Origin of the sequence: Streptomyces sp. NPDC044984 (assembly GCF_040646935.1) — a bacterium.
Taxonomy (GTDB): domain Bacteria; phylum Actinomycetota; class Actinomycetes; order Streptomycetales; family Streptomycetaceae; genus Streptomyces.
Genome location: NZ_JBEZBE010000003.1, coordinates 171,612 through 191,059, shown reverse-complemented (window position 1 = coordinate 191,059; position 19,448 = coordinate 171,612). Strand labels below are relative to the sequence as shown.

Below are 19,448 nucleotides of genomic sequence, written 5' to 3'. Positions count from 1 at the left end.
AGGTTCTCAGACAGATGTATGAAGAGCCCGGGGCTTTGCGGCAGAATGCCCGTGTGACGTCGGAACACAGGGACGACTACCAGGAGCTGGTGGACGAGATCTCGGAGCTGCTCGGCGCTCCGGCGACCCTGGAGAACCGGGATTTCGAGCTGATCGCCTTCGGGGCGTACGACAGCGAGGGCGACCTCGATCCGTCCGCGCTGGACCCGGTGCGCACCCGCTCGATCCTGACCCGCCGTTCGACGGCCGCCGTCCGCGCCTGGTTCGAGGGCTTCGGCATCACCCGGGCGACCGGCCCGGTCCGCATCCCGCGCACTCCCGAGGCGGGTGTCCACCGGGGACGGATCTGTCTGCCGGTGCGCCATCGGGGAGTCGTCCTCGGCTACGTCTGGCTGCTCGACTACGACCCGGGCCCTTCCGAGCGGCAGCTGGGCGCGGCCATGGGGGTGACGGCCCGGATCGGGGCGCTGCTCGCGGACGAGGCGCAGCACGGCGCCGACCTCACGCGCGAGTTGCGGGCGGTGCTGACGGCGGAGCGGGACTGGCAGCGGGAGATGGCGGTCGCCGAGCTGCGCACCGCCCTCGGCAACCGCGCCGACGGTCCGTACACGGTGGTCTGTGTCGCCCCCTGGCCCGCCATCGATCCGGACGACGCCCCCTCGGTCCGTACGGTGCCGGGGGCGACGGCGCTGTGCACTCTGCCGTGGGGCGCCACCGCCCTGTCGCTGGCCCTGCTGCTGCGGCTGCGCTCGACGGACGTGCCGGCCCCGGCGACGACGGCGGCCTCACGGCTGCTGGAGCGGGTGGGTTCGAGTGGTCCGGGAGGGCGGAGCGGCCCTCCCGCGGCCGCCGGGATCGCCGCGCCCCGCGCGGGTCTCGCCGAACTGGGCGCGGCCTGGACGGAGGCGTCGGCGTCGGCGCGCGCGGCACTGGCCGAGCCACGGCTCGGGCCGGTCGCCCGGTGGGCGTCGATCGGCCCCTTCCGGCTGCTGACCGCACTGCCCCCGGGCGCCGCCCACGACCCCGCCGTCGGCCCTCTGCTCTCCCCCGCGCACACCGAACTGGCCCGCACCGCCGAGGTCTACCTCGACCGCGCGGGCCAGGCCGGCCGCACGGCGGCGGAGCTGGGCATCCACCGACAGACCCTCTACTACCGCCTGTCCCGCGTCGAACAGCTCACCGGCCTGGACCTGGACGACGGCGAGGACCGGCTGCTGCTGCACATGGCGCTCAAGGCGCACCGTCTGTAACGGCCTCGATCACCCGGCGGAGCCCGGCCGTCAACTGCTCGCCGTCGGGCGCCGACTTCGGATCGAAGGTCCACTGGGCGATGAGGCCCGTCATCAGGGTCACATAGAACTGGCCGAGGGTGTCCGCGTCCTCGTCGGACACGTCCTCCTCACGGCCGCCCATCAGCAGCGGGATCAGCCCCCGTCCGGCCTCGCGCTGCGCTGCCGCCAGCCGATCGCGCACCTCGGGGAGCCGGTCACCGAGGGCGAGCACCTCCATGCTGAGCCGCCAGACGGAGCCGGGGTCCTTCATGGTGCCGATGATGTTCGACCACACGCGCTCGAACCGCTCCAGGGAGCCCGGCGCGGCGGCGTCCACCGTCCCGTCGCCGTCGAAGGCGCCGCCCATCCCCTCGACCAGCGCGACGTAGGCCTGCGCGAGCAGGGCGTCCTTGGACCCGTAGTGGTAGCCGATGGACGCCAGGTTGGTCCCCGACTCCTTGACGATGTCGCGCGCCGTGGTGCGCACGAACCCCTTGGCGAGCAGGCAGCGCTTGGCGCCCTCGAGCAGATCCTCACGGTGTCCCATGGAGCCACCTTACCCACCTGTCCATACACGCGTATTATACAGTCGTTCTAGACAGTCGTATAAGACATGCGTACAGTCCCCGGCATGACACCGAATCCGCCCCGTGCCGGCCGCCGTGAGTGGACCGCGCTCGCCGTGCTGATGCTTCCGCTGCTGCTGGTCTCGATGGACGTCTCCGTCCTCTACTTCGCGGTCCCGGAGATCAGCGCGGACCTGGAACCGAGCGGCACCCAGCAGCTGTGGATCTTCGACATCTACGCCTTCGCCGTGGCCGGCCTCCTGATGACCATGGGCTCGGTGGGCGACCGGATCGGCCGCCGCAGGCTGCTGCTGATCGGCGCCGCCGCGTTCGGCGCCGCCTCCCTGGTGGCGGCGTACGCGCACAGCGCCGAGACCCTGATCGCGGCCCGCGCGCTGCTCGGCATCGGTGGTGCCACCCTGATGCCCTCCACACTGGCCCTGGTGCGCTCGCTCTTCATGGATCCCGCCCAGCGGGCGAAGGCGATCGCGATCTGGTCCGCCGTGATGACGGCGGGCGTGGCGCTCGGCTCGGTGCTGAGCGGGTTGCTGGTGGAGTTCTTCTGGTGGGGCTCGGTCTTCCTGGTGAACCTGCCGGCGATGGCTCTGCTGCTGGCCCTCGGCCCGGTCCTGCTGCCGGAGTCCAAGGACCCCGATCCGGGCCGCTTCGACTGGCCGAGCGTCCCGCTGTCCATGGCCGCCGTGCTGCCGGTCATCTACGGCTTGAAGGAGATCCCGTCCGAGGGATGGAACGTGCGGTACGTCATGTCGGTCACCGTCGGCCTGCTCTTCGCGGCCCTGTTCGTGTACCGGCAGCGGACGACCGCCTTCCCGATGATCTCCCCGGTCCTGTTCCGCGGTCGCGGCTTCGGCCCGGCCGCCGCCCTCAACCTGGTCACCATGTTCGGGATGATGGGTTCGGCGTTCTTCACCACGCAGTACATCCAGTCGGTGCTCGACAAGAGCGCTCTGGAGGCGGCCCTGTGGGCACTGGCGCCGTCGGTTCCCGTCGGCTTCGCGGCACCGTTCGCGACCCATCTGGTGCAGAAGGGCGTCAACCGCGCTCATGTGGTGACGGCGGGCTTCGCCACCGCCGTGTGCGGTTACGCGCTGTTGTCGTTCGTGGACACGGACGACCTGGTACTCGTCCTGGTCGCCTGCGGTGTGCTCGCCATGGGCGTCACCGCGGTGATGTCCCAGATCATGGACCTCGCGCTGAGCGCCGCTCCGGTGGAACGGGCGGGCTCCGCCTCCTCCCTGATGGAGACCGGAGCCGAGTTCGGCGGGGCGCTGGGCATGGCGTTCCTCGGCTCCATCGGCACCGCCGCCTACCGGAGCGGGATGCCGGACTCCGCTCCGGCGGCGGCCCACGAGACGCTGGGCGGCGCGCTCGCCGTCGCCGAGCGACTGCCGGGGCAGACGGGAGACGCCCTCGCGACGGCGGCTCGGGACGCCTTCACGCGAGGGATGAACGCGGCGGCGATCGCTGGTGCCGCGGTGTTCGCCGGGGCGGCGGTCCTGGCATCGGTGGCGCTGCGCCGGGTGCGGGTGCGGGAGGAAGCGGACGCGGAAAACGCCGGACGGGCTGATCGAGTCAGCCCGTCCGGCGTCTGAGAACGAGCCCGTTCGCGGCGAACGGGGGCCGGGGCGGAGCCCCGGAACAGGTCAGACCAGGTTCACCGACCGCGCCGACGTCGCCCCGATCTCCGCGGCGAGCTCACCGAGCACCCCGGCGGCCACCGTGTCGTCGACCGTCAGCACCGCGAGCGCCTCGCCGCCGACCGTCGCGCGGGCGACCTGCATGCCGGCGATGTTGATGCCCGCCTCGCCGAGGATGCGGCCCACTGTGCCGACGACACCCGGACGGTCCTCGTAGCGCAGGACGACCATGTGGTCGGCGAGCGCGAGGTCCACGTCGTAGTCGCCGACCGCGACGATCTTCTGGACGTGCTTGGGGCCGGCCAGCGTGCCGGAGACCGAGATCTCCTCGCCGCCGGAGAGGGTGCCGCGCACGGTGACGACGTTGCGGTGGTCGGCCGACTCCGAGCTGGTGGTCAGCCGTACCTCGACACCGCGCTCCTGGGCGAACAGCGGGGCGTTGACGTAGGACACCGTCTCGTCGACGACGTCCTCGAAGACGCCCTTGAGCGCGGACAGCTCCAGCACCTTCACGTCGTGCTGGGTGATCTCGCCGTACACCTCGACGTCGAGGCGGGCCGCGACCTCACCGGCGAGCGCGGTGAAGATCCGGCCGAGGCGCTCGGCGAGCGGCAGGCCCGGCTTGACGTCCTCGGCGATGACACCGCCCTGCACGTTCACCGCGTCCGGGACCAGCTCACCGGCGAGGGCGAGGCGCACCGAGCGGGCGACGGCGATACCGGCCTTCTCCTGCGCCTCGTCCGTGGAGGCGCCGAGGTGCGGGGTGCAGACGACCTGGTCGAACTCGAACAGCGGGGAGTCGGTGCACGGCTCCTTGGCGTACACGTCCAGGCCGGCGCCGGCGACGCGGCCCTCCTTGAGCGCCGAGTACAGCGCCTCCTCGTCGACGATGCCGCCGCGCGCGGCGTTGATGACGCGGACGCTCGGCTTGACCTTGCGCAGTGCCTCGTCGCCGATCAGGCCGAGGGTCTCGGGGGTCTTGGGCAGGTGGACGGTGATGAAGTCGGAGACCTCGAGCAGTTCGTCCAGCGAGAGCACCTTGACGCCCATCTGCGCGGCCCGCGCGGGCTGCACGTAGGGGTCGTAGGCGACGACCTTCATGCCGAAGGCGGACATGCGCTGCGCGACAAGGGCGCCGATCCGCCCCAGACCCACGACACCGAGGGTCTTCTCGGCGAGCTCGACGCCCGTGTACTTGCTCCGCTTCCACTCGCCGTTCTTCAGCGCGGCGTTGGCCTGCGGGATGTTGCGCGCGGTGGCGACGATCAGACCACAGGCGAGCTCGGCGGCGGTCACGATGTTCGAGGTGGGGGCGTTGACGACCATCACGCCGGCCTTGGTGGCGGCGGAGACGTCGACGTTGTCCAGGCCGACGCCGGCACGGGCGACGACCTTGAGCCTGTTCGCGGCGGCGATCGCCTCGGCGTCGACCTTGGTGGCCGAGCGGATCAGGATCGCGTCCACCTCGGCGATGGCCGGGAGCAGCTCGGCGCGGTCCGCACCGTTGCAGTGGCGGATCTCGAAGTCCGGGCCGAGTGCGTCGACGGTGGCGGGCGACAGCTCTTCAGCGATGAGTACGACGGGTTTCGAGCTCACGTGAGTCCTCACAAGTCCAATGCGGACGGCCGTCCCGACGGCCGCAGGCGGTGAAGAAGTGCTAGCCGCGTGGAAGACGCACGACACTGTGGGCCTGACGCGTTTGTTGTGCAGCAGTCTAGTGGCGCGGGGCGGGTCGTCTTGCGCCTCTGCGGAATGATCACCCGGAAGAGGCCGGGTCAGGGCCGGAGCCCCGCGGCGGTGCCGGCGAACGGCACCGCCGCGGGGCGCGAGGGCTTACGCCTCCTCGTCGACCCAGCTCATGAGCTTGCGCAGCTCCTTGCCGGTGGTCTCAAGCAGGTGCTCGGAGTCCTGCTGCTTGTACTCGTTGTACTTCTTCAGGCCGCCGTGGTACTCGTCCATCCAGTTCTTGGCGAAGGTGCCGTCCTGGATCTCGGCGAGGACCTTCTTCATCTCGGCCTTGGTGGCGTCGGTGATGATCCGCGGGCCGGTGACGTAGTCGCCCCACTCGGCGGTCTCGGAGATCGACCAGCGCATCTTCTCCAGGCCGCCCTCGTACATGAGGTCCACGATCAGCTTCAGCTCGTGCAGGCACTCGAAGTAGGCGATCTCCGGCTGGTAGCCCGCCTCGGTCAGCGTCTCGAAGCCCGCCTTGACCAGCGCCGCGGTGCCACCGCACAGGACGGCCTGCTCGCCGAACAGGTCGGTCTCGGTCTCCTCGGTGAAGGTCGTCTTGATGACGCCGGCGCGGGTGCCGCCGATGCCCTTCGCGTACGACAGGGCCAGCGCGAAGCCGTTGCCCGTGGCGTCCTGCTCGACGGCGGCGATGCAGGGAACGCCGCGGCCCTCCTCGTACTGACGGCGCACCAGGTGGCCCGGGCCCTTGGGGGCGACCATGCAGACGTCCACGCCGGCCGGGGGCTTGATGAAGCCGTAGCGGATGTTCAGGCCGTGGCCGAAGAACAGCGCGTCGCCGTCCTTCAGGTTGTCCTTGATGTGCTCCTCGTAGACCTGCGCCTGGATCGGGTCCGGGACCAGGATCATGATGACGTCGGCCTCGGCGGCGGCCTCGGACGGGCTCACCACGCGCAGGCCCTGCTCCTCGGCCTTGGCCTTGGACTTGGAGCCCTCGTGCAGACCGACACGGACGTCGACGCCCGAGTCACGGAGCGACAGGGCGTGGGCGTGGCCCTGGCTGCCGTAACCGATGACCGCGACCTTGCGGCCCTGGATGATGGACAGGTCGGCGTCGGCGTCGTAGAACAGCTCGGCCACTGGGTTCTCTCCTTGTGTGCGGGTGTTGCGTCCCACCGTATGCCGGTGAGGGGAAGGGAAGTTTCTCGGTCTCGGAATACGGGCGGCCGGGTCGTCGCCGGCCGCCCTCTCCGGGTCTTACGCCGACCGGTCCAGGGCGCGCAGCGACCGGTCCGTGATGGAACGGCCACCGCGTCCGATCGCGATCGTGCCGGACTGGACGAGCTCCTTGATGCCGAACGGCTCCAGCATCTTGAGCATGGCGGACAGCTTGTCGCTGCTGCCGGTGGCCTCGATGGTCACGGCCTCCGGGGAGACGTCCACGGTCTTGGCGCGGAACAGCTGGACGATCTCGACGATCTGGGAACGCGTCTCGTTGTCGGCGCGCACCTTCACCAGAACGAGTTCGCGCTGGACGGCCTGCCCGGGTTCGAGCTCGACGATCTTCAGCACGTTGACGAGCTTGTTGAGCTGCTTGGTGACCTGCTCCAGCGGGAACTCCTCGACGCTCACCACGATGGTGATGCGGGAGATGTCGGCGTGCTCGGTGACGCCGACGGCGAGCGAGTCGATGTTGAAGCCGCGGCGGGAGAACAGGGCGGCGATCCGGGCCAGGATGCCCGGGGTGTTCTCCACCAGGACGGAGAGCGTGTGCTTGGACATGATCTGCTTCCTCTGCTTGAAAGTCCTGACGGCTCTCAGTCGTCTTCGTTGTCGCCGAAGTCGGGGCGGACGTCCCGGGCGGCCATGATCTCGTCGTTGGAGGTGCCGGCGGCGACCATCGGCCACACCATCGCGTCCTCGTGGACGATGAAGTCCACGACGACCGGGCGGTCGTTGATGGAGTTCGCCTCCTCGATGACCTTGTCGAGGTCGGCCGGGTCCTCGCAGCGGATCGCGTAGCAGCCCATGGCCTCCGACAGCTTCACGAAGTCGGGGACGCGGGTGCCGGCGCTCTTCTCGGTGCCGTCCGCGCCGGGGCCGGAGTGCAGCACCGTGTTGGAGTACCGCTGGTTGTAGAAGAGGGTCTGCCACTGGCGGACCATCCCGAGGGCGCCGTTGTTGATGATGGCGACCTTGATCGGGATGTTGTTCAGGGCGCAGGTGGTGAGCTCCTGGTTGGTCATCTGGAAGCAGCCGTCGCCGTCGATCGCCCAGACGGCGCGGTCGGGGGCGCCGGCCTTGGCCCCCATGGCGGCCGGGACCGAGTAGCCCATGGTTCCGGCGCCGCCGGAGTTCAGCCAGGTGGCGGGCTTGTCGTACTGGATGAAGTGCGCGGCCCACATCTGGTGCTGGCCGACGCCGGCCGTGAAGATCGTGCCCTCGGGCGCCAGCTGCCCGATGCGCTCGATGACCTGCTGCGGGGAGAGCGAGCCGTCCTCGGGCTGGTCGTAGCCGAGCGGGTAGGTCTCGCGCCAGCGGTTCAGGTCCTTCCACCAGGCGGTGTAGTCGCCCTTGCCGCCCTCGGCGTGCTCCTTCTGGACGGCCTGGATGAGGTCGGCGAGGACCTCGCGGGCGTCACCGACGATCGGCACGTCGGCGGCGCGGTTCTTGCCGATCTCCGCCGGGTCGATGTCGGCGTGGACGATCTTGGCGTACGGGGCGAAGCTGTCCAGCTTGCCGGTGACGCGGTCGTCGAAGCGGGCTCCGAGGGCGACGATCAGGTCGGCCTTCTGCAGCGCGGTGACGGCGGTGACCGCACCGTGCATGCCCGGCATTCCCACGTGCAGCGGGTGGCTGTCGGGGAACGCGCCGAGCGCCATCAGGGTGGTGGTGACGGGCGCTCCGGTGAGTTCGGCGAGCATCTTCAGCTCGGCGGTGGCCCGCGCCTTGAGGACGCCGCCGCCGACGTAGAGGACCGGCCGCTTCGCGGTGGTGATCAGCTTGGCGGCCTCGCGGATCTGCTTGGCGTGCGGCTTGGTGACGGGCCGGTAGCCGGGCAGGTCCATGGTGGGCGGCCAGGAGAAGGTGGTCTTCGCCTGGAGGACATCCTTGGGGATGTCGACCAGGACCGGACCCGGGCGGCCGGTGGAGGCGATGTGGAACGCCTGGGCGATCGCCCTGGGGATGTCCTCCGCCTTGGTGACCAGGAAGCTGTGCTTGGTGATCGGCATGGTGATGCCGACGATGTCCGCCTCCTGGAAGGCGTCCGTGCCGATCGCCTTGGAGACGACCTGCCCGGTGATCGCGACCAGCGGCACGGAGTCCATGTGCGCGTCCGCGATCGGGGTGACCAGGTTGGTGGCGCCCGGACCGGACGTCGCCATGCACACCCCGACCTTGCCGGTGGCCTGGGCGTAACCGGTGGCCGCGTGGCCGGCGCCCTGCTCGTGGCGGACCAGCACGTGGCGCACCCGCGTGGAGTCCATCAGGGGGTCGTACGCCGGCAGGATGGTGCCGCCGGGAATGCCGAATACCGTGTCGGCGCCGACCTCCTCGAGAGAGCGAATGAGGGACTGTGCGCCCGTGACGTGCTCGACGGGGGCGGACTGTCCTCCGGATCGGGGCCGGGGCTGCGGGTGATGGGCCCCGGTGGCCTGCTCGGTCATCGGCATTCTCTTCTCGATGCTGAGGGTTTTTGCGAAGTTTGTACGGGTCACGCGTGCTGCTCGGCAGGTGCCTGTGCAACAAAAAACCCCTCGTGCCGTAAGGCAAGCGAGGGGAGCGCGCCGGGTGGTGGTCGCTGAGCGGTGGAGGCTCAGCGTCAGCCGACGCGCTTTCCAAGTACGAGAATTCGGGTGCGCATGGCACTGACCCTCCACCCGGCGCGCACCCAGTGTCAAGTGGGTGGGACGGGAGTCTCATTATGTGAGCGCAGCACCGGACCTCCCTGGAGTACGGCGGTCACCCCGGTGGAGTACACCCCGGAACCCCGGCCGACGAACACGGGTTCGGCCGGTCCCGGCGGCACCGGACAGTGCCCGGCGGCCAGCGCCCTGCGCAGCCGGTACTCGTCCAGCGGCCCGGAGAACGCCTTGCCCTGGCCGTGCGTGCAGCCCATCGCGCGCAGGGCCACGACCTGCTCGGGCAGATCCACGCCGTCGGCCACGGACTGCATCCCGAGGTCGGAGGCGATCCGCAGCAGACCACTGGTGATCTTGTGCAGCCGCGCGGACTCCGCCACGCCGTCGACCAGAGCCCGGTCGAGCTTCAGCACGTCGACGGGGAGCCGCCTCAGAGCCATGATCGTCCCGGGTCCGCTGCCGAAGCCGTCGAGCGCGATCCGGACGCCGAGCCGCTTGAGCACGGTCAGCCGGCGCTCCAGCTCGTCGAGCGACACCCTGGGGCCGGTGTCGGCCAGCTCGACGACCAGGGAGCCGGACGGCAGCCCGTACCGGGTCAGCAGGGCCTCGATCGAGCCCAGGGGCAGTGACCGGTCGAGGAGCCGGTGCGCGCTCAGCCGGACGGCCACCGGGACGGGCAGACCGGTCGCGTGCCGTTCGGCGGCCTGTTCCACGGCCTCCTCCAGCACCCAGCGGCCCAGCTCGGCGGTCTTCTCGCTGTCCTCGGCCACGCGCAGGAACTCCGCGGGAGTGAACAGCACGCCCTGGGAGGAGCGCCAGCGCGCCTGGGCGCAGACCGACGTGATCCGGCCGTCCTCCAGGGACACCACCGGCTGGTGCAGCAGGGCGAACTCGCCGTGGTGCAGCGCCGCGCGCAGCCGGGTGGCCAGCTCCGCCCTGCGCACCACGTCCTGCTGCATCTGCGGTTTGTACAGCTCCACGCGGCCCTTGCCGGCGGCCTTGGCCCGGTACATGGCGAGGTCGGCGTTGCGCAGCAGTTCGCCCGCGCCGAGGCCGGGTTCGGCGAAGGCCACGCCGATGGAGGCGTTGACCCGGACATCGTTGCCGTCGATGACGTAGGGCTGGGAGAGGGTCACTCTCAGACGGTCGGCGAGCTCCAGGATGTGCCGCTCGCGGGCGTCCCGGTCCCGGGCGCCGTCGCCGACGATCAGGGCCGCGAACTCGTCGCCGCCCAGCCGGGACGCGGTGTCGCCCTTGCGGACCGCGTCCTGGAGTCTGCGGGCGGCCTGGACGAGCAGCTCGTCCCCGGCCTGGTGCCCGATGGTGTCGTTGACGCCCTTGAAGCCGTCCAGGTCGATGAAGAGCACCGCCGTGCCCCTGAGGGCGGCCCCGCGGTCCGAGGCGCGGCGGCCGGACAGGGCCTGCTGGACGCGCCGGGTGAACAGGGCGCGGTTGGGCAGGTCGGTGAGCGGGTCGTGCTCCGCGTTGTGCTGGAGCTGCGCCTGGAGCCGCACGCGTTCGGTCACGTCGCGGCTGTTGAAGATCAGGCCGCCGTGGTGCCGGTTGACGGTCGACTCGACGTTCAGCCAGCCTCCCCCACCGCCGGAGCGGAAGCGGCACTCGATCCGGGTGGTGGGTTCCTCGACCGGGTCGGCGGCGAGGAAGCGGCGTACCTCGTGCACGACGCAGCCCAGGTCCTCCGGGTGGATGAGACTGGCCAGTTCGGTCCCCTCCAGCTCCTCCGCGGGCCTGCCGTACACCCCGGCGGCGGCCGGGGAGACGTAGCGGAGGATGCCGCTGGGGGCGGCGATCATGATGACGTCGCTGGAGCCCTGCACCAGGGAGCGGAAGTGGTTCTCCTGCCGCGCCAGTTCCTGGGTCAGGGTGATGTTGTCGAGCAGCATGATGCCCTGGCGCACGACGAGCGCGAGCACCACGGTGCCCCCGGTGAGCAGGACCACGCGGTCGACGCTGCGGCCGTTGAGGACGTTGTAGAGGATGCCCAGGGTGCACACGGCCGCGGCGAGGTACGGCGTGAGTGCGGCGAGGGAACCGGCGATGGGCCGGGAGAGCGGATACCGGGTGGGCCCGTCGGGCGGCGGCCCGTGGTGGTGGTCCGGCGGGCCGCACCGGCCGGGCAGGTGCTCGCGGACCACGCGTGTGTGCCCGTCCGGCTCGGGCCGTCCGCCGCGGGGCGCGGTCCAGGGGGCGTACGCCAGGAGCAGCGAGCCGGCGAACCAGCCCGCGTCGAGCAGCTGTCCGGAACGGTAACCGGCGTGCAGCAGCGGAGAGGTGAACAGGGCGTCGCACATCACGGTCAGCGCGAGCGCGCCGATCGCGGTGTTGACCGCGGACCGGTTGACCTCCGAGCGCCGGAAGTGCAGCGCGAGCACCATGCTGACCAGGGCGATGTCGAGCAGTGGGTACGCCAGTGACAGCGCGGTGTGCGCGACGTCCGGCCCCTCGGCCCGGGCGGCCTGGGCGAGTGCGAGGCTCCACGCGAGGGTGAGCAGGGAGCCGCCGATCAGCCAGGCGTCCAGGGAGAGACAGACCCAGCCGGCCTTGGTCACGGGCCGTTTGGCGAGCACCAGCAGTCCCACGATGGCGGGTGGCGCGAAGCACAGGAAGAACAGGTCGGCGTAGCTGGGGCTGGGCACGGGAAGCCCGAGGACGACCTCGTACCACCCCCAGACCAGGTTGCCCAGGGAGGCCATGGCCGAGGAGAGGCCGAACATCACCCAGGCGGGCCGGAACCGGGTGTGGGGGCTGCGTGCGTAGACGAAGCAGGACACGGCGGCGGCACCGGCCGCGGCGCTCAGTCCGAAGTCGCCCATGATCAGCGCGAGGCGCTCCGAGCCCCAGCCGAACGCGGCGCCGACGGCGTAGGCGGCGCAGACCAGGGCCAGGACGAGTTGGGCGGCCGGACCGGGCCGGCGGCCGGCGGCCGGTGCGCCGGACGGCGGCGCCGTCGGCGCGGGCTGCTGCCGCAGTGCTCCGTCGAGCGTGGGGGTGGGGGTCGGCGCGCTCACCGGCACCTCCCGGTCCGCTCCGCCCCCGGGCCCTTCGGTCCCCGGTGCACCAGGTGGGCGTGTCCGCGGCGGCCGCCGTGCCCGGGGCGGTGACGGCCGGGACCGTCGTGAGGGCCGCGGTGCCGGGTGTGGTGGCCGCTGTGGTGGCCGCGGCTGCGCGCGGCCGTGCGCAGCGGTCGTCGCCGACGGCTCCGCCGCGTCGGATCGCTCGTCCATGGGCCGTGCATCGTCCGTCGCCCCCCTCACTGTCCGCACTGTCCTGCCCCCCGCGCCGTCGGTCAGCGGCGCGGCCCCTGTCGGGACGATACACCAGTATCGTCACTCAGGGACATAGTTTCTCTACGCTCCGTAACGATCAACTGATATATGAGTACCCACCGCGCCCGGAGAAACGCGGACGGTACTCGAAGCGGACTACGGGGCCTCCGCTCCCGTCACCAGGATCACGTTGCCGAGCTCCTCCCGGTTCAGATAACGACGCAACTGACTGACCAGCAACCGCTCGGCGCGCGGCCGGAAGGCGGAGGTGGGTCCGCCGACGTGCGGGCTGATGAGGACGCCCGGCGCCCGCCACAGGGGATGTTCCGAGGGCAGTGGTTCGGGATCGGTGACGTCGAGGGCCGCGGTGATGCGGCCGCTCTCCACCTCGGTGAGCAGCGCCTTGGTGTCGACGACGCCGCCGCGGGCCACGTTCACCAGCAGGGCGCCGTCCTTCATCCGGGCCAGGAACGCGGCGTCCGCGAGGTGCCGGGTGGCCTCGGTCAGCGGCGTGGACAGGACGACGACGTCCGCCTCCGGGAGCAGGGCGGGCAGTTCGGTGAGCGGGTGCACCGGTCCGCGCTCCGTGGTGCGTGCGGAGCGCGCGACGCGCGCCACCCGCGCGAGCTCGAACGGAACGAGCCGGTCCTCGATGGCCGCGCCGATCGAGCCGTAGCCCACGATGAGCACGTTCTTGTCGGCGAGCGCGGGCCGGAACCCGCCGCGCCACTCCCCCTTGTCCTGCGCCCGCACGAAATCGGGGATGCCGCGCAGGGAGGCCAGGATCAGCGCGAGCGTGAGCTCGGCGGTGCTGGCCTCGTGCACACCGCGCGCGTTGCACAGCCGTACGCCGGCGGGCAGGTCCTTCAGGCCGGGCTCCACGTGGTCGGTGCCGGCCGACAGGGTCTGCACGACGCGGACGGAGCGCATCAGCGGCATCGGGCGCACGCCGATCCCGGCGGGCTTCATGTAGGGCACGACGTAGAAGGCGCAGTCGGCCGGGTCGGCGGGGAACTCCTCGGCGCCGTCCCAGAAACGGTAGTGCGGCCCCTCGGGAAGGCCCTCGATCTCGTCCGGCGGAATGGGAAGCCATACGTCAGCAGCAGTCATGGTCCGGAGGCTAGTTCAGGAGCGCGGGGACGCAGAGGTTAGGTTGGGGGGCCGGAGAGGGAGGGTCACGACCAGGTGGAGCGCAGGACGATCGGCGCGGGGGCGCTCGCGGTGGGGGCCGTCGGACTCGGGTGCATGCCGATGAGCTGGGCCTACAGCACGTCCCGGCAGCGCGGCGAGGAGTCGCTCAGGGCGGTGCACCGGGCGCTGGACGCGGGCTCGACGCTCCTCGACACCGCCGACATGTACGGCCCGTTCACCAACGAACTGCTGCTCGGGCGGGTGTTGAAGGAGCGGCGCGCCGACGCCTTCGTGTCCACGAAGGTCGGACTGCTGGTGGGTGATCAGCACATCGTGGCCAACGGCCGCCCCGGATACGTGAGAAGGGCCTGCGACGCGTCGCTGCGCCGGCTCCAGACCGACGTCATCGACCTCTACCAGCTGCACCGCGCCGACCCGGAGGTCCCGGTCGAGGAGACCTGGGGTGCGATGGCCGAGCTCGTGCAGGCGGGCAAGGTGAGGGCGTTGGGGCTGTGCGCGGTGGGGGCCCGCTCGGCGCGGCGGCAGGGGGCGCGGCTGCACGACACGACGATCCGGCAGCTGGAGCGGGTGCAGCAGGTCTTCCCGGTGAGCGCGGTGGAGGCAGAGCTGTCGGTGTGGTCGCCGGAGGCGCTCCGGGCGCTGCTGCCGTGGTGCGCGTCGCGGGGCATCGGTTTCCTGGCGGCGATGCCGCTGGGCAACGGCTTCCTGACCGGGACGCTGACGCCCGGCGTGGGCTTCGAGGCGGACGACCTGCGCGCCCGGCACCCCCGCTTCACGGCCGAGATGATGGCCGCGAACCAGCCGATCGTGGCCGGTCTGCGCCGCGTCGCCCGCCGGCACGGCGAGCACGTCACCCCGGCGCAGGTGGCGCTGGCCTGGGTGCTGAGCCGGGGCCGCCAGGTGATCCCGGTCCCCGGCGCCAAGCGGGAGCGGTGGGTCGCGGAGAACGCGGCCGCGGTGGACCTGCGCCTGACGGAGCGCGATCTCGCGGAGATCGCGGAACTGCCCGCGGCGCAGGGGTCGTGGGACTGAACGGCGGACCGGCGGCGGCGATCCCGCGGTTCGGGGGTCCGCGATCGGGAACTTCGGGAGCACGAGCGGTGTATGACAGGTAGGACCCCGCCGCGTCGAAGGGACGAGATCGTGCAACGACGAGCCGTGACGGCCGTACTGGCCGCCGCTGCGCTCCTGCTGACCGCCGGCTGCTCCTCCGACGACGGAGGACCGCCGGGCGGAGACGGCAGCGCCTCCCCGACCGGTACGGCGACGTCGCCGTCCTCGTCGCCGGAGGGGAGCGCGGAGGAGACACCGCCCGCGAAGGGCTCGGTGAAGGTGGTCCGCACGGTGACCACGGGCCTGAGCTCCCCCTGGGGCCTGGCCCCGCTGGCCGACGGCGACCTGCTGGTCTCCTCCCGGGACGAGGCGACGATCACCCGGGTCGACGGGAAGACCGGTGAGAAGACCGAGCTGGGCGAGGTGCCCGGGGTGTCGCCGTCCGGCGAGGGCGGCCTGCTCGGCATCGCCCTCTCCCCCGCGTACGCCTCGGACCGCATGATCTACGCGTACTTCACCTCGGCCTCCGACAACCGCATCGTCCGCATGATCTACGACGAGGGGAAACCGGCCGGTGAGCAGCTGGGAGCGCCGGACACCGTCTTCCGGGGCATCCCCAAGGGCGAGGTCCACAACGGCGGGCGGATCGCCTTCGGCCCGGACAGGATGCTGTACGCGGGCACGGGCGAGAGCGGTGACACGGGTCTGTCCCAGGACAAGGAGTCCCTGGGCGGCAAGATCCTGCGGCTGACCCCGGAGGGCGAGCCGGCCCCGGGCAATCCGTTCCCCGACTCCGCGGTGTACTCGTACGGCCACCGCAATGTGCAGGGCCTGGCGTGGGACGGCAAGCAGCGGCTGTTCGCCGCGGAGTTCGGCCAGAACACCTGGGACGAGCTGAACGCGATCAGGCCGGGCGACAACTACGGCTGGCCGGAGGCGGAGGGCGAGTCGGACGACGGCGGCTTCCACGACCCGGTCGACCAGTGGAGCACCGACGAGGCCTCCCCCAGCGGCATCGCGCACGCCGAGGGCTCGGTCTGGATGGCGGGCCTGCGCGGCGAGCGGCTGTGGCGCATCCCGCTGAAGGGCACGGAGGCGTCGGCGGCCCCGCAGGCGTTCCTGGAGGGCGAGTACGGCCGGCTGCGCACGGTGGCGGCGGCGGGCGGCAACAAGCTGTGGCTGGTCACCAGCAACACGGACGGGCACGGCAACCCGAAGGAGGGGGACGACCGGATCCTGGAGCTGGAGGTGAGCTAGTCGTTCAGTCCGCCTCGGGCTCCTCCTCCGGCGCCGTCGGCCGGCGCACGGTGACCTTTCCGGAGGCGAGGTCTATCGGTCCGCGTCCGGGGTCGGCGTCACCGACGTCCTCCCGGGTCAGTTCCAGGCGGTTCTGCTCGTCGCGGGTGTGTTTACGGCCAGGGGCGAACAGTTCCTCGAAGGCGTTGAACACCGCTCCCCTTCCCAAGGACGACTGGGTCGTACACCTATTGTCCCGCCACCAGCCGCTCATCCGTCTCCGCCGCGAACAGACCGAGCCGGTGCGCCACCGCCGCCGCCTCACCCCGTCCGGAGACGCCCAGCTTGGCGAGGATGTTGGAGACGTGGACGCTGGCCGTCTTCGGGGAGATGAACAGTTCCCCGGCGATACGGCGGTTGGTGTGGCCGGCGGCCACCAGGCGCAGCACGTCGCGCTCCCGGCTGGTGAGTCCGAGCGCCTCGGCCGGATCGGCCGGCCCGGGAGCCGCGTCCCGGACGGCGGGGGTCAGCGCGAGGCGTGCGCGCTGCGCCAGCAGGGCGGCGGAGCGGGCCAGCGGTGCGGCGCCGAGGTGGCCGGCGACGGCGTCGACCAGCCGCAGCAGTTCCGTGGCGCGGGCCCGCTCGTCGTCGCCCGCTCCGGTGGCGAGCAGCGCCTCGGCGAGCCGGAGCCGGACGCGTGCGAGGTCGTAGGGCCGCCCCAGTGGCTCCACCGCCTCGACGGCCGCGGACCACTCGTCCGGTTCGAACCTGGCCTCGGCGCGCAGCAACTCGGCACGCAGCCACTGGTCGTAGGCCTGCCACACGGGCACTCCGGTCGCCAGGTTCTTGGCCGCCCCGCGGATCCGTTCCAGGATCTCCGGGCGGCCCGGCTCGGCCGCCGGGTCACCGTGGGCGTCCGCCTCGGCGGTCGTGGCGGCGAGCAGCAGGGGCCAGCCGTAGCGCTGGGTGCCGGGCGGGAGGCCGGCGTCGAGCACGGCGAGCAGTTCGGCGCGGACGTCGGCCAGGCGGCCCTCGGCGGCGGCGATGCCGATGGCGACCCGCTTCATGGGAAGGGCGTACTGCGGCATCGGGTCGTGGGTGCCGAAGACGGTGCGGGCGTCGGCGAGCCGGCGGGCCGCCGTGGCCGTGTCCCCCCGGTCGTACGCGAGATACGCCAGGCGCATCGAGCCCCCGGCACGCTGCTTGGCGCTCTGTTCGAGACGCCGGGCGTCGGCCGCGGCGCGGGCCGCCTCGTCCCAGCGGCCGAGGGAGTGGAGGGACTCGGCGAGGTTGCCCCACACCCAGCTCTCGGAGTCCAGCAGCCCGAGCCTGCGGGTGACGTGGACACCCTCCTGGAGGAGGTCCGCGGCCTCCTGGGAGCGGCCGACGCCTTCGAGGACGGACGGGAGGTTGACATGGGCGCGGGCCACCACCATGTCCACGCCCAGTTCGGTCGCCCGGTCCTTGACCTCGTACATCTCGGCGAGCCCGGACTCGATGTCACCGGCGTCGACCATGAGGCCGCCGAGGGTGAGCCGGGCGTTGAGCTCGATGTCGTGGGCGCCGACCATACGGGCGTACTCGACGGCGCGTTCGGCGGCGGCCATGGCCTCCGGGCCGGGTTCGTGCAGCATCGACCAGCTGGCCGCGGAGGCGAGGACCTCGGCGTGCACCTCGGAGGGGGGCAGTCCGCGCACCAGGTCCTGTGCGGTGCCGAGTTCGGCCCAGCCGTCGCCGCGGGCGAGGGCCTGGGTGAGCCGGGAGCGCTGCACCCAGAACCAGGCGGCGCGCAGGGGATCGGGGTCCTCGTCGAGGAGGCGCAGCGCCCGCTTGGTGATCTTCATCGAGCGTTCGCGTTCCCCGCAGAGGCGGCCGGCGACGGCGGCCTCCGCCATCAGGTCGAGGTAGCGCAGCGGCGTCGTCCCGGGGTCGCAGCCGCTGGGGGTCACCCCACGCCCTTCAGGCAGTGGGGGAGGGTAGACCTCGGCGTAGTCGAGGGGGCGCAGGGTGGCCCGTACGGTGTCGGGGACGGTGTCCCACAGCTCCATCGCCCGTTCCAGCAGGCCCAGTTGCTCGGAGTAGGCGTGGCGCCGGCGGGCCTCGACGGAGGCGTCGAGGACGGCGGGCAGGGCCTTGGCCGCGTCGTGGGCGTGGTACCAGTAGCTGGCCAGGCGGGTCACCCGCTCGTCGGCGGGGACGAGGGTGGGGTCGGCCTCCAGGGCCTCGGCGTAGCGGCGGTTGAGGCGGGAGCGTTCGCCGGGCAGCAGGTCGTCGCTGACGGCCTCGCGGACCAGGGAGTGGCGGAAGCGGTAGCCGTCGCGGTCGGGTGCGGGGGCGAGGATGCTCGCGTTGACACCGGCCCGCAGGGCCTCGATGAGGTCGTCCTCGGTGAGCCGGGCGACCGCGGCGAGCAGTCGGTCCTCGACGGTGGAGCCGCCCTCGGCGACGATCCGGGCGACCCGCTGGGCGCTCTCCGGCAGTCCCTCGACGCGGACCAGGAGCAGGTCGCGCAGGGAGTCGGTGAGGCCGGTGCAGCAGCCCTCGTCGGCGGCGACGGCGAGTTCCTCGACGAAGAAGGCGTTGCCGTCGGAGCGTTCGAAGATGTCGTCGACGCGGTCGGGGTCGGGTTCGCGGGCGAGGATGCCGGCGATCTGCCGGTGCACCTCCTCGCGGTTGAAGCGGCCGAGTTCGACGCGCTGGACCGTGCGGAGCCGGTCGAGTTCGGCGAGGAGGGGGCGCAGGGGGTGGCGGCGGTGGATGTCGTCGGAGCGGTAGGTGGCGAGGACGACGAGGCGGCCGGTGTGCAGGGTGCGGAACAGGTAGGCGAGCAGGTGGCGGGTGGAGGCGTCGGCCCAGTGCAGGTCCTCCAGGGCGAGGACGACGGTGTGGTCGGCGGCGACGCGCTCCAGCAGCCGGGCGGTGAGTTCGAAGAGGCGGGCCACGCCCTGTTCGTCGCGGCGGGCCCCGCGGGCGGCGGCGGTGCCGATCTCGGGGAGCAGGCGGGCGAGTTCCTCCTCCTGTCCGGAGGCGGCGGCGGCGAGCTGGTCGGGCAGTTCGCGGCGGAGTTGGCGCAGGGCGGTGGAGAAGGGGGCGAAGGGAAGTCCGTCGGCGCCGATCTCGACGCAGCCGCCGAGGGCGATGATCGCGCCGCGGCGGCGGGCCGTGGCGGCGAACTCCTCGACGAGGCGGGTCTTCCCGACGCCGGCCTCGCCTCCGATGAGCAGTGCCTGGGGCTCGGCGGCGGCGCGGGTGAGGGCGGTGTTCAGTGTGTCGAGTTCGGTGCTGCGGCCCACGAACACGGGACTGACGGACTTGGTCTCCACGGTCCTGAGCATGTCATGCCCTTCCGGCAACGGGTCACCGGTTTTCCAGGTGCGCGGGAGTGGTCCTGCGGACCGGCGCTTGGGCGGTGCCCGGTGTGAGGGCTGGGCGGGGGGTGGTTGCGCGGCCCGGCGCTCGCGGGGTGCCGTCGCGCCCACCCGTGCCGCCCCAGCGGCACGACTGCCCGCGGGAGCGGCGGGAGCAGCGGCATGCGGCTGCCCGCGGAGGACGAGGGCGGCGGCCGACCCCCGTGCGGTCGCCGCCCCGCGGTTACGCGGCTCGGGCGAACCAGTGGCGGCGGGGATGGCTTTCCGCCTCGGTGTTTCGGGGGGCGGCGGTGCGGCGGAGG

13 protein-coding genes are annotated in these 19,448 nt (G+C 72.0%); 4 read left to right on the top strand and 9 right to left on the bottom strand.

Annotated features, from left to right (window positions below):
• Positions 1-14 precede the first annotated feature (14 nt).
• Complete coding sequence (locus AB0A94_RS04715; RefSeq protein ID WP_361738847.1) at positions 15-1,250, top strand: helix-turn-helix domain-containing protein; 1,236 nt, start codon at positions 15-17, stop codon at positions 1,248-1,250.
• Here AB0A94_RS04715 and AB0A94_RS04710 read toward each other — a convergent pair.
• Positions 1,231-1,818 carry a TetR/AcrR family transcriptional regulator gene (locus tag AB0A94_RS04710; protein ID WP_361738844.1) on the bottom strand — a complete coding sequence of 196 codons (588 nt, stop codon included), beginning with the start codon at positions 1,816-1,818 and terminating at the stop codon, positions 1,231-1,233. The genes AB0A94_RS04715 and AB0A94_RS04710 overlap by 20 nt on opposite strands.
• A gap of 84 nt (positions 1,819-1,902) precedes the next feature.
• Between AB0A94_RS04710 and AB0A94_RS04705 the strand changes: the two genes are divergently transcribed.
• Positions 1,903-3,450 (top strand): MFS transporter, encoded by a 1,548-nt coding sequence (locus AB0A94_RS04705; protein ID WP_361738841.1) that lies wholly within the window; start codon positions 1,903-1,905, stop codon positions 3,448-3,450.
• Between the two features lie 51 nt (positions 3,451-3,501).
• On the opposite strand, the gene serA is transcribed toward AB0A94_RS04705, so the two are convergent.
• From serA to AB0A94_RS04675, 6 genes are all read right to left on the bottom strand, one after another.
• Positions 3,502-5,091, bottom strand: a complete 1,590-nt coding sequence (gene serA, locus AB0A94_RS04700) for a phosphoglycerate dehydrogenase (RefSeq protein WP_361738838.1) — start codon at positions 5,089-5,091, stop codon at positions 3,502-3,504.
• A 237-nt stretch (positions 5,092-5,328) separates the two neighbouring features.
• Entirely contained in the window at positions 5,329-6,327 is a 999-nt protein-coding gene (ilvC, locus tag AB0A94_RS04695) for a ketol-acid reductoisomerase (RefSeq protein WP_073936415.1), read from the bottom strand.
• Positions 6,328-6,444: 117 nt separating this feature from the next.
• Positions 6,445-6,969: an acetolactate synthase small subunit gene (ilvN, locus tag AB0A94_RS04690; protein ID WP_030866294.1), complete on the bottom strand. Its 525-nt coding sequence runs from the start codon at positions 6,967-6,969 to the stop codon at positions 6,445-6,447.
• 35 nt (positions 6,970-7,004) lie between these two features.
• Positions 7,005-8,855, bottom strand: a complete 1,851-nt coding sequence (locus AB0A94_RS04685; protein ID WP_361738834.1) for an acetolactate synthase large subunit — start codon at positions 8,853-8,855, stop codon at positions 7,005-7,007.
• A gap of 230 nt (positions 8,856-9,085) precedes the next feature.
• Entirely contained in the window at positions 9,086-12,079 is a 2,994-nt protein-coding gene (locus tag AB0A94_RS04680) for an EAL domain-containing protein (RefSeq protein ID WP_361738831.1), read from the bottom strand.
• Between the two features lie 414 nt (positions 12,080-12,493).
• Positions 12,494-13,447: a 2-hydroxyacid dehydrogenase gene (locus tag AB0A94_RS04675; RefSeq protein WP_361738828.1), complete on the bottom strand. Its 954-nt coding sequence runs from the start codon at positions 13,445-13,447 to the stop codon at positions 12,494-12,496.
• A 75-nt stretch (positions 13,448-13,522) separates the two neighbouring features.
• Between AB0A94_RS04675 and AB0A94_RS04670 the strand changes: the two genes are divergently transcribed.
• Both AB0A94_RS04670 and AB0A94_RS04665 read left to right on the top strand, forming a co-directional pair.
• On the top strand, positions 13,523-14,521 hold the full coding sequence (locus AB0A94_RS04670; protein ID WP_361738825.1) for an aldo/keto reductase: 999 nt from the start codon (positions 13,523-13,525) through the stop codon (positions 14,519-14,521).
• Positions 14,522-14,593: 72 nt separating this feature from the next.
• Positions 14,594-15,799 (top strand): PQQ-dependent sugar dehydrogenase, encoded by a 1,206-nt coding sequence (locus tag AB0A94_RS04665; RefSeq protein WP_361738822.1) that lies wholly within the window; start codon positions 14,594-14,596, stop codon positions 15,797-15,799.
• Positions 15,800-15,803: 4 nt separating this feature from the next.
• Here the strand turns inward: AB0A94_RS04665 and AB0A94_RS04660 are convergent, their stop codons facing one another.
• Complete coding sequence (locus tag AB0A94_RS04660) at positions 15,804-15,992, bottom strand: DUF6191 domain-containing protein (RefSeq protein WP_361738819.1); 189 nt, start codon at positions 15,990-15,992, stop codon at positions 15,804-15,806.
• Between the two features lie 34 nt (positions 15,993-16,026).
• A complete protein-coding gene (locus AB0A94_RS04655; protein ID WP_361738816.1) occupies positions 16,027-19,113 on the bottom strand; it encodes an AAA family ATPase in 3,087 nt (1,028 codons plus the stop codon).
• Between the last annotated feature and the right edge of the window lie 335 nt (positions 19,114-19,448).

Coding starts and splice junctions, on each gene's coding strand:
- AB0A94_RS04655 (WP_361738816.1), bottom strand. CDS start 19,113: ATGCTCAGGACCGTGGAGACCAAGTCCGTCAGTCCCGTGTTCGTGGGC.
- AB0A94_RS04675 (WP_361738828.1), bottom strand. CDS start 13,447: ATGACTGCTGCTGACGTATGGCTTCCCATTCCGCCGGACGAGATCGAG.
- AB0A94_RS04665 (WP_361738822.1), top strand. CDS start 14,594: ATGACAGGTAGGACCCCGCCGCGTCGAAGGGACGAGATCGTGCAACGA.
- AB0A94_RS04705 (WP_361738841.1), top strand. CDS start 1,903: ATGACACCGAATCCGCCCCGTGCCGGCCGCCGTGAGTGGACCGCGCTC.
- AB0A94_RS04715 (WP_361738847.1), top strand. CDS start 15: ATGTATGAAGAGCCCGGGGCTTTGCGGCAGAATGCCCGTGTGACGTCG.
- AB0A94_RS04710 (WP_361738844.1), bottom strand. CDS start 1,818: ATGGGACACCGTGAGGATCTGCTCGAGGGCGCCAAGCGCTGCCTGCTC.
- ilvN (WP_030866294.1), bottom strand. CDS start 6,969: ATGTCCAAGCACACGCTCTCCGTCCTGGTGGAGAACACCCCGGGCATC.
- AB0A94_RS04685 (WP_361738834.1), bottom strand. CDS start 8,855: ATGACCGAGCAGGCCACCGGGGCCCATCACCCGCAGCCCCGGCCCCGA.